We start from the raw sequence: 11,121 nt of genomic DNA, 5'->3' as shown, positions 1-11,121 counted from the left end.
TGGTGATGTTATAACTCACGGCCAGGTGTGACATGGCAGAGAGAATTTCATCGGAATAGGTGGCTAGGTGCCAAATGGCATCAATGGATTCTTCTGATGGGCTTAGCCCCATAAGTGGTGCGTTAAAAAACTCGGGAAACAGGGCCACATCACATTTATAATCAGAAAGGGCATCAACAAAATACTCAACTTGTTGCAGTAGCTCTTCAACATTTTCAAAATATCGCATTTGCCATTGAATACAGCCAATTCTTGCGCTGGATTTTCGGCCGCCAAAAAGACGGGGTTTACCCGGCTCGTAGTATATATTGTGCCATTGCAGCAGTGTTGCATAACCGCGGGAGGCTTTGTCTTCCGGTAAATAGGCTTGCAGTACTTGTTTGACTTCAAAGCCATTGGATAATTGAAAGGTCAATATGGGATCGTAAATGTCTTTCGATTTTACCGCTTCAATGTATTCATAGGGTGTCATGCTATCGCTATGACGTCCGTAATTAGGAATGCGGCCTCCGGCCATAATCGACTGGAGATTCAGATTGCGGCACAGCTCTTTGCGTGCTTCATAGAGACGACGACCTAACCGTAAGCCACGGTACTCCGGACTGACAATGACTTCAACGCCGTAAAGCACATCACCATTAGGATCGTGGGTGGTTAAATAGGCATCACCGGTAATTTCATCGTAAGTATGCTTATCATCAAACTGGTCGTAATCCACAATTACGGAAATGGCAAAAGCCACAACCTTGCCTTTGTCTTCAATACAAATCTGCCCTTCAGGAAAGGTTGTGACCTGGGCTTTATAATTTTTATACGGCCATGCACCTCCCACGTGGGCGTAAACAATATCCATGAGCTCTTTTACGTCATCGTAATCGTCTAATTTTAGGTTTCGCAGTTCTAAATGATGTTCGGTTTCTTCGTTACTGGGAATATCGTGGCTCATAACTTCACTTTCTCTAACTTTGCTATGCAGGATATACACATTGACAGACTAATTGTGGGTGTCAATAGACATTAGCTTAAGTGCACACTGGTAATCCAGTTTGGAAATAGCATCCATAATCTGGCGGCTTTTTTCATCACCGAATCGCTCGGCTAATACCCGGGCGTAGGGTTCCACATCCTCAACCTTTATATAAACTCGACAGCTCAATTGATCAATGAGCTGGTCTAGGGATTGGTGGGCTTTTGTTGTTGGCCGTTTAATTAACGGTAAGACTTGGTCTAGGGCGGTACCGACCTTATCGGTGACCTCGTTTATGGCATCAATCAATACGGGAATGGCGATGGGCGTGCCGCTAATTAGGGCGTCTTCGTTTTCTTCGGCTAACTCAGCCAGTGCCATAGCGCCTACCGAACGGGATAAGCCTTTAAGTGTATGTAAGTATCGACGCAAGGACTCGTTATCAGGTTCTTCTGTTAACTGATGACTTATTTCTTGCAGATGGCCAAAGAAATTTTCCAGTAAGCCAGTATAAATAGGAAGGCTATTACCCAGTCGTTGCACCGCGGCATCGACGGCAAATTCATGGAGTGATTCAGTTAAAGCCTGTTGTATGGCATTGACGGGCTCTAGCGAAGGAGACGAATTAGGCGCTACGGTGACGTTTTGATAGTTGTCAGGTAATGCCTTTGCCAGTGTTTGGTAAAAGGTATCCCGTACAATGGGTTTGGGGATGTGGCCGTCCATACCGGCGGCGATAACCCGTTCTTTATCTGGTGCCATGACTGCCGCTGACATGGCGAAAATAGGGACATGTTTGCCGGTTTTTAACGCGCGGATCTTTGCTGCGGCAGTAAAACCGTCCATGATTGGCATTTGTAAGTCCATTAACACTAAATCGGGGGAAGCGCGTTTGAATTCACGTACCCCTTCTTCCCCGTTGTTGGCAACGACCACGGATATACCAATGGCAGCTAACAAGGCCTTGGCAACAAACTGATTGGTGGTGTTATCTTCTACCAACAAGATCCGTGTGTTAGTAAAACGAATGAGGCCATCAGTTGTGATATTAATCCCTGAGATGCTGCTGATTTTATTCCGTAAATATTGGTGAGCATCTTCAATGTCGGGTATTAAAAATGGTGCACAAAGCCAGCACACGGGCACCGATAGCTGATTATGGCTTTTGTGGCCGGCAATATCATCCTCCGTATGTAAGATAATAATTCCTGTTTTAATTTGGTGCAGCGAAAAGGTGGGCAGTTTTTGCATGATCTTGGGACGTTGGCTTTTTTTCAAGCTCGTTAAATCAACCACCAAAATATCGCACACGCTATTTTTTAATTCGTGATCAAGGCCGGAGTCTAAAGGCGATAGTACCTGTTTGTTTTTCCCAAGGAGGGCGCTTTCAAGAACAGCCTGGATATCTAGCTGATCACTGACAATAACAATATTTGTGTAGGGTTTTACCCGTGAAGCTTGGTTTTCGGGCAGGATATTTTTAACCAAGGGAACGGCTAATGTGAATGTACTGCCTTTACCTATGGTGCTTGATACCGTGAGGTCGCCATTTAACAGATGGGCTAGTCGTCGGCTAATGGATAAGCCTAAACCTGTTCCACCAAAACGTCGTCCGATTGAACTGTCTGCCTGGGAAAAAGATTTAAATAAGGCGGTAAGCTTGTCGTCTTCGATGCCAATGCCTGTATCTTCAACAACAAAAGAAACAATGTATGTTTGGGAAATGGAGTTTAACGTTGCCAATGCACGGCATTTTATATCGCCTTTTTCGGTAAATTTAATGGCATTTCCTAACAAATTATTAAGTATTTGGGCGATACGGGAAGCGTCACCGATAACAAAGCGAGGGACGGAATCGTCAATGGACGCTTTGATTGATAGTCCTTTTTGAATGGCCGTGGTTTGGAAAAGGTGCAAAACGTTTGATAATAATCGGTAAAGATCAAAAGGCTCATTGTTGATATCAAATTTTCCGGCCTCAAGTTTTGAATAATCTAAAATATCATTGAGTAATTGCAGTAAAGAGCGGGAAGAAAGTTGGACTTTTTGTAAGTATTCGCGCTGATTGTCTGCCATGTCCATATCTAACACCATATCGGTAAGGGCAATAATGGCATTCATGGGGGTTCGTATTTCATGGCTCATATTGGCAAGAAATTCGGTTTTTAGACGGTTCGCTTCTTCGGCCTTGTCTTTCAGTGTTAACAGCTTGTCCTGCATGGTTTTTAGCGGCGTAATGTCCAAAAACGAACCTATGATCTTTGTGAGCTTGCCCTTGTTATTGCGCTCAAAAATAACATCCTGCCCAATGACCCATAACCAGTGGCCTTTTGCATGCTGTACACGATATTGGATGCTAAAGGTTTCGCCTTTGCCTTTATCCCGAAAAATATGCCGTAAATGAATCGCCATACGGGTACGATCATCAGGATGGATCAAACCAAAGATACCGCTTTTCAAGGCTTTTAAGTCGTCTTGATTGTATCCAGTGATGGCGGTAAATCGATCGTTAATAAAGAGGCTTTCCCCCTTGCGGGTATCAATAATATACACGCCGGCAATGGAGGCATTGATTGCCTGACGTGTCATGCTTTCCTGTTTAATTAATTGGGTTTCATATTGTTGTTGTAAGGTAATATCTTCAAACATTACCACCAATTCGCTAGTGCTTGCCATAAACAGATACAAGCGCAGATTTTGCGGTGCATTATGGTTATAACGGGAGAGGGTGGTGCGTATGGTTCCTTCACCACTTAACGCTTTTTCTTTCATCATGGCAGATAAGCGCTCATCAGAGAGAAAGAAACCACTATCACTACCGAGTAATGTACGGGCCATTTGATTGTCGGTGATAAGGGTCAGAGTATGGTGGGTGAACTCATAGATGTGGATCCCCATTGGCAGGTTACTAAGAATGTTGTCAGTAATGGATTGACTGCTCACCAGTGCTTGCTCTGTTTCTAATTGATCGCCTATATCCCGTAACGATACAAATAGAATATCCGCGTCAAACTTGGCTTGTTTTAAGGAAACCTCTAAGGGGATAAAAGCGCCGGAATGATGTACGCCGTACAGCGTTTTCGAATGGGCGGTAGTATGAGATTCAGCGTTACTAGCCGTCACCGGTATGTTTGCGTCAAGAAATTCTTCATCGAAGACGCCGGTTATGGACGTATTTTCTATCTCCTTTTTTTTATAGCCTAAAATCTCGCAGGCTTTGGTATTGGCGATGTTGATGGTACCGAGGTGATCTAACACCAGCATGCCAACATCAGCGCTGTCTGTGCAATCCCGCAAGATCCGCTCTTGTAACCGTCCTTTTGTTGCCTTACCGGTGGGTTTTATCTTATCGTGAGGGCTTTTTTTAACAAATAATCCTTTGACGAATTGCGAAGACCGTAGATCCGCACTATACATTCTATAAAGCAAAATACAGAGAATAATGGCAGTCACTAAATCCGTGTAATCTTTTAACGCCAAAACATAACTGGGTACAGCGAATAGCGAAAGGGTGTGATGGATACCACAAAGAAAAAAAAAGGCGGCTAAAAGAAGAAGGAGACTGTTTGGGCGATGGTTTTTACACAAAATAAAATATAAGAGTACACAGGCTGCACCCACATACCCAAATGCAAACAGGCTATCAGCCACAATGGCTGGCCAAGCTTTGTCTAGTGCAAATATGGCGCAGATGTCCTGCGAAATATAATCAGTGCAAACCGGATGGGTGTAAGTAATAGACATACGGTCCTATTAATGAGGGGATACCTTTATAATAGATAGCGTAGTGCATAACTGCTAAAAATGAATGGTTTTTGAAATAGGATTTCAGAGAATGCCTCTATCGAAGTATCGCGTATTAATCATTGATGATGACATTACGACCATTAGACTTATTGCTGAGGCGCTGTCGCCTGATTACGACGTTATTATAACCACCAGTGCTGAGGACGGACTAAAACAAGCATTAGCGGCAAAGCCTTACTTGATATTACTGGATGTGTTGATGCCAAGAATTAATGGTTTCACACTTTGTAAGCAATTAAAGTCCAACGAACAAACTCATAATATCCCCGTTGTTTTTGTCACGGCCCTGGCCGAAGTGGATGAGCAGGCCAAAGGTTTCGAATTAGGTGCGGTAGATTACATTACCAAGCCCATTGAGGTGCCGCTTTTGCGGGCGCGGGTTCGCACCCACACGCGGTTGTATCAGCAAACCTTACAACTTGAATCACTGGCCGCGACCGATTTTCTTACCGGTTTAGCGAATCGAAGGAAGTTCGATGAGGCCATGGATATGGAGTTAAGTCGATGCCAGAGGGGGAAAACCACACTGTCATTTATGATGATCGATATTGATGATTTTAAAGCATACAACGATTATTACGGGCACGGTAAAGGTGATGATTGCCTATCTATGGTCGCGCGTATTTTGAAACAAAGTGCGCGACGGGCAACAGATCTTGTTTGTCGGTTAGGTGGTGAAGAGTTTGGCATTATTCTTACCGATACCGACAAAGAGGGCGCCATGCAAATGGCCGAGTCTATTTTAACGGTTTTTCAAGAGCAGCAAATTCCTCATGCATCCTCAAAGCGGGGCTTTCTATCGGTGAGTATCGGTGCCACCGAGTTAGATGTGAAAGCCCATCCAGATAGGGATTTTTTGGTAAGAGATATCGTGGATAAAGCCGATAATGCCTTGTACCTTGCTAAAACGAAAGGACGAAATCGAGTAGAATATGTTCCTCTTTTACCGTAGCGGTTTAGCGCTACGGTAAAGACACCGCGGTCTAACCGGTATTGCTTTCTCCTTTTAACATGGCCAGCCAGTGTTGATGATCGGTGATGACTTGCTGGGCATATTGATTGGCAATATCGATTAATTCGTTGCGATAATGAGGTAGCGTATCCAAAACCTGCCTTTCAAAGGTCACAGAACGTCTATCCCCTCGAGCATGTGATAAGGCGATGGATTCGCCGCATAACTGGGCGAAGTCGACAAATCCACCTTCAACACTGCGATTGCCAATACCTATATCTTCCGGTGAGATGCTTACCCGGGCATGGTGGCGTGAGCGTACAAGCCAGTGGTTTTTTTGCCATTCTACTTCATCGAGCAATAAATCCGGCCGCCGTTGCATTCTGCGTTGGCAGCGTGCCGTTAAATGAGCCGGGTTGAGGCGGTTTATTGGCGTAAGGTCGGTAAAAAACGCCAGAGGGGCTGCAACACGTTGTTGTTTGACTTCAACAATGTGACAACGGGCAAAGCTGGCTTCATTATGGGGTTGCGCTGGTCCCACCAAAAAATAAAAACGTTTTAGGTTATTTGAACCGATGCCAGCTTGGTTTCTTTCTACAATATCGATGACCTCTTCATCCATATAAGGTGAAAAGGCATCGTAAACGGTTTGGTAATAATGGGGGGCAAGGGGCGAAAATTTTTCTGAATTGCGGCGAAAGACCAAACCATCGTCATTCATTTTAACCGCTTTTGCCAATGCACTTTTGGTGAGAAATTCTTCTCCGCCGGCGGCTCGTTCACAGGCTTTTCGATAGAATTTATGTAATCGGGTGCCGGGGACGATGTCATCCACAACATCGTGCATGGTGGCAGGATCATCATGAATTCGCTGACAAGCCATCAAATACCCATCGATAAAGGCATCTAATGCTAGAAAGGCATGATCGTCATCGATGACAGGCTTGTGGGCAATATTTTTATTACTGTTATATTTTCCGCTTTTAATGCCTTGGCAGTGTTCCATGGTTAAGATCACCGAGATCATAAAACGCAAGATATCCCAACCGGCATAACCCACACAGGCATCATCGTAATCGTTGGGGGCAAAAATGACCTCATCACCATGGGAGCCTTCTTCGGTCATAAACCCGAAGTTCCCCGTATGGCAATCGCCTACTATGCAGGTCAAAGGCCAGCTGGTTAGTGCATCAGGCAGGGTGAGATGCTGGGCTGCTAAATCTGCGTAAAAAAGGTGGGCGCTGCCGCGGAAAAAAAGAAAAGGCGCAGATGCCATCGTCCCATGTTTACTTAACATGGGATCAGGGCCTCGTCCGTCTACTTGCTTTATCTGCTTATGAATAAATGCTTTTCGGTCTGCTTGTAAATCGCGGGTCTCTGTCATCATAGTATCACTTGCTATTCATTTTTTAATTTGGCAAAATTCTATTTCGTTTTTACGCTCAATATTTGTGAGTTCAATCAGAAAAACTGATTATGTTGTTCAACAATACCAATTATCTTTTTGTTCGGATTCACACTATTCTGATTACCAGTTAAGGGAAACAAGGTTAGGCCACGTTGGCAAACTTAGTTTCTTTTAAAACGTAACTACTGTGTCTGCTAGCACTACCGATATTCGGCGCGAAAGACACAAAATAAACTAACTTAATGGAGAATAACAATGGCATTGATCAACACTGCTATCAAACCTTTTAAAGCAAATGCATTTAAAGATGGTGAATTCGTTGAAGTAAGTAGCGAAGACATTAAAGGAAAATGGGCAGTATTTGTATTTTATCCTGCAGACTTTACTTTCGTATGTCCAACTGAGTTAGGCGACATTGCTGATAAGTATGAAGAGCTGCAGTCTCGTGGCGTAGAAGTATTCTCTGTATCTACAGATACTCACTTCACTCACGCAGCATGGCACCAGTCTTCTGACACTATTGCAAAAATCAAATTTGCAATGATTGGCGACCCAACTGGTGAAATTACTCGTAACTTCGATTGTATGCGTGAGGATATGGGCCTGGCTGACCGTGGTACGTTCATTGTTGACCCAGACGGTATCGTGCAAGCAATGGAAATCACTGCTGAAGGCATTGGCCGTGAAGCAGACGACGTAGTACGTAAAGTAAAAGCAGCTCAATATGTTGCATCTCACCCAGGTGAAGTATGTCCAGCTAAATGGAAAGAAGGTGAAGCAACACTTGCTCCTTCATTAGACCTAGTGGGTAAAATCTAAGAGATTTCTTACCAACAATCGTAAGCAGGTGCAGGCTTAGATGTCTGCACCTACCTAACACAAAGCAGAAGGCAGAATTACCGTGTTAACTCAAGAAATTTTACAAGCATTGAAAGGCTACACAGCGTCAATGCAGAAAGATGTCACTTTTGTTCTTCAGACTGGCCAGCACAGTAAACGAGAAGAACTGGTTGAATTTCTGTCTGGCATTGCGAGTGTAAGCGATAAGATTACGTTGGAAGAACGCGATACAAATGGCGTACTTAGAAGTGCGACCAGTTTCCTATTGGAAGCTGACGGTGAAGATACCGGTATTCGTTTTTCCGGCATCCCAGGCGGGCATGAGTTTAACTCACTCGTACTGGCCTTACTTCACGCGTCAGGCACAGCATTAAAAGTTGATGATAATATTCAAAACATTGTTAAAGCGGTAAAAGAGCCACTTAACTTTGAAGTCTTCATCAGTTTGAGCTGCCATAACTGTCCAGATGTGGTGCAAGCATTGAATCAATTTGCTTTGCTTAACCCGTTTATTACGTCTGAGATGATAGATGGTGGTGTGTATCCCCAGCTTATAGAAGAGCGGGATATTCAAGGTGTACCAAGTGTATATCTTAATGGCGAGTTGTTTGCCAATGGTAAAGTGGATGCATCAACGCTAATTGATAAACTTATTGAGCGTGATCCCAGTTTAAAAGACGCCAACAAAGGCCAGGCGATGCCAATGCAGGACGTAACTGTTATTGGTGGTGGACCGGCAGGTGTCAGTGCGGCAATCTATAGCGCACGTAAAGGGTTGAAAGTCACTATTGTGGCTGATCGTATCGGCGGCCAGGTAAAAGATACCATGGGTATTGAAAACCTCATATCCGTACCCAAGACCACAGGACCAGAATTAGTGGGTAACCTGTTGGCACATATGAATGATTATGACATTACGTTGAAAGAGCACGTAAAAGTCGAAAATATTGAACGTGGTGACACCAAAATAGTGGCCCTTTCATCCGGTGAAGAAATTCATACCCGCACGGTTATTGTGGCTACAGGTGCACGCTGGAGAGAACTGGGCGTACCGGGTGAGAAAGAAAATATCGGTAACGGCGTTGCCTATTGTCCTCACTGTGATGGCCCCTTCTTCAAAGGAAAAGATGTGGCGGTTATTGGTGGTGGTAATTCAGGTATCGAAGCCGCATTAGATTTAGCCGGTATCGTCAAATCGGTGACCGTGTTTGAATTTATGCCGGAACTGAAAGCCGACAAGGTACTTGTCGAACAGGCAGAAAAACGCGATAACATTACTATTTTACGTAACGTGGCCACCAATCAGATTGTTGCTGAGAATGGTAAGGTTACAGGAATAGAATACAAAAATCGTGCAACCGAAGAAGTAACTGTACTGCCATTGGCAGGGGTATTTGTTCAGATTGGTCTGGTACCTAACAGCCAATTTTTACAAGGCGTGGTCGATATGACGCCTCAAGGCGAAATCATTGTAGATAACAAATGTGTGACTTCGGAAGAAGGCATATTTGCCGCAGGGGATGTCACCACCGTCCCTTACAAGCAGATTGTTATTTCAATGGGTGAAGGAGCGAAAGCGTCACTCTCGGCGTTTGAATATTTGCTCACTCATGAAGCGCCAGCGTCGTAAAACGCGATTTTATTGCAATGAAAGTCCAGTTTCGAGAAATTGAAACTGGACTTTTTACGTTTGTAAGGCCGTAAAAACCGGGTTTCTGTTGGGGCTAAGTATAATTGTCCAGCAACCAGGTTTCCTGTTCCAAGCCAAACATTTTTAAGAAGTAGCGGGCATCCGATTGTCCCATGGCAAGGATAATGGTTTTACATTGGCTTTTCGCTCGAATGCGTTTAACCCGCAGTAGCTCCAGTCTTTCATCAGCATGGTTATCAAACTGTGAGTCTAAAATGGCGTGTATTTTTGTTGATGCTCGCCAATGTTGCAGAATATATCCCAATAACCGGTGGTAAATAACCAGCATGCGCTTGTCTTTTATGCCATGTTGCAATGCCGTACCATGGAGCAGTTGCTGAAAGCCATAGTGAGTTTCGTCTTCCACCGACACTTCCAGTGATGAAAGTTCACGTCGAATACTATCCAGTAATTTACTGTGTTTTTCGGACGCAATTTCCTCCGACGTTAACATGTCTATATCGGAAATCAGAATGTCCAGATTCACCAGATGCCGGAGGGTTTGCGCTGTCATTTAAGCCGGTCGTAAGTAAAATTATTACATTCACAAACTATAACATGAATCTGTCGTCGTCATTACTATCCCTGTAATTCATTAACATCTTGATGATGATCCCCTCCGTCATAGCAAGCATTTGGGTTATTGCATACGGTTTTAATTGACACGCTTACTCGATTCATATAAAAACCGACCAGCTGGTTTTTTTTTGGGATGCTAACAATGTCTAAAGCGACTACTTCAAAAGCGCGAATATTAGCGGCTGCCACCGCAATCGCCGTTGAACATGGGCCAAAACAATTAACGTTGGATAACGTGGCGAAGAAATGCGGTTTGAGTAAGGGGGGGCTAATGCATCATTTTTCCTCCAAAGAAGCCTTACTTAAAAGTATGACTGAGAACATGTTGCACAAATTGGAAGAGCACGGTGAATTATTAAAAACGCGCCACAGCGATGCGCTGACAATCACTAACGTCATTCGTACTAAAAAATTCATCAATGAAATAATAGGTATGAACGAAGCAAAAATTTTGCTGGTTGCCGCCATCGAAAATCGCGAACTCCTTTCATCGGTGAAAGCGGCGATGTTAGAACAAAAAGAAGCGATTATGTCAGAGCCTAAAAGCGAGATGGCTACTTTGCTGATGCTTGCTGCCGATGGGCTGGCGTTTCAGGAATTATTGGGTATTAGCCCATTTGACGAAAATGAACGTAATCAAATAGGAGATAAATTAATTGACATGGCCATTGCATTGGAAGGTGACCTCCATGAATAACATAACGAAAAAATCCGGCATGGGAATCGTGCTGCTGTTGGCCGTTAATTGGTTGTCCGCGTGTAGTGGGGATGCCCAGGTGCAGGACTTGCCTGAAGCGCCTTTGGTTCAAGTCTTCACGGTAGATGACAATGCACAAACAGTGGTGCGGCATTTTGTGGCTCGTGTTGATGCCCTTAGT

General features: G+C 44.1%; 9 protein-coding genes. 5 read left to right on the top strand and 4 right to left on the bottom strand.

Annotation, left to right across the window (positions count from 1 at the left end):
* Positions 1-946 (bottom strand): GNAT family N-acetyltransferase (locus V5298_RS17660; RefSeq protein WP_332932751.1); only part of this gene is annotated, 946 nt, incomplete at its 3' end.
* 48 nt (positions 947-994) lie between these two features.
* Complete coding sequence (locus V5298_RS17655; RefSeq protein WP_332932750.1) at positions 995-4,711, bottom strand: PAS domain S-box protein; 3,717 nt, start codon at positions 4,709-4,711, stop codon at positions 995-997.
* A 91-nt stretch (positions 4,712-4,802) separates the two neighbouring features.
* On the opposite strand from V5298_RS17655, the gene V5298_RS17650 reads away from it, so the two are divergent.
* Positions 4,803-5,726 (top strand): diguanylate cyclase, encoded by a 924-nt coding sequence (locus tag V5298_RS17650; protein WP_332932749.1) that lies wholly within the window; start codon positions 4,803-4,805, stop codon positions 5,724-5,726.
* 31 nt (positions 5,727-5,757) lie between these two features.
* On the opposite strand, the gene V5298_RS17645 is transcribed toward V5298_RS17650, so the two are convergent.
* Positions 5,758-7,113, bottom strand: a complete 1,356-nt coding sequence (locus V5298_RS17645; RefSeq protein ID WP_332932748.1) for a DUF2252 family protein — start codon at positions 7,111-7,113, stop codon at positions 5,758-5,760.
* A gap of 276 nt (positions 7,114-7,389) precedes the next feature.
* On the opposite strand from V5298_RS17645, the gene ahpC reads away from it, so the two are divergent.
* Together ahpC and ahpF are read left to right on the top strand one after the other, a co-directional pair.
* Complete coding sequence (gene ahpC / locus V5298_RS17640) at positions 7,390-7,953, top strand: alkyl hydroperoxide reductase subunit C (RefSeq protein WP_332932747.1); 564 nt, start codon at positions 7,390-7,392, stop codon at positions 7,951-7,953.
* 82 nt (positions 7,954-8,035) lie between these two features.
* Entirely contained in the window at positions 8,036-9,604 is a 1,569-nt protein-coding gene (gene ahpF, locus V5298_RS17635) for an alkyl hydroperoxide reductase subunit F (protein WP_332932746.1), read from the top strand.
* Positions 9,605-9,698: 94 nt separating this feature from the next.
* Here the strand turns inward: ahpF and V5298_RS17630 are convergent, their stop codons facing one another.
* Positions 9,699-10,178 carry a hypothetical protein gene (locus tag V5298_RS17630; protein ID WP_332932745.1) on the bottom strand — a complete coding sequence of 160 codons (480 nt, stop codon included), beginning with the start codon at positions 10,176-10,178 and terminating at the stop codon, positions 9,699-9,701.
* 207 nt (positions 10,179-10,385) lie between these two features.
* On the opposite strand from V5298_RS17630, the gene V5298_RS17625 reads away from it, so the two are divergent.
* Both V5298_RS17625 and V5298_RS17620 read left to right on the top strand, forming a co-directional pair.
* Complete coding sequence (locus V5298_RS17625; protein ID WP_332932744.1) at positions 10,386-10,940, top strand: TetR/AcrR family transcriptional regulator; 555 nt, start codon at positions 10,386-10,388, stop codon at positions 10,938-10,940.
* On the top strand, positions 10,933-11,121 hold a 189-nt coding region (locus V5298_RS17620), incomplete at its 3' end, for a hypothetical protein (protein WP_416351201.1). The genes V5298_RS17625 and V5298_RS17620, both read left to right, overlap by 8 nt.

The sequence above is a fragment of the Alteromonas sp. 14N.309.X.WAT.G.H12 genome (assembly GCF_036697315.1).
Lineage (GTDB): Bacteria > Pseudomonadota > Gammaproteobacteria > Enterobacterales > Alteromonadaceae > Alteromonas.
The sequence above is the reverse complement of the archived record's forward strand: the minus strand, read 5'-3'. Positions and strand labels throughout refer to the sequence as shown.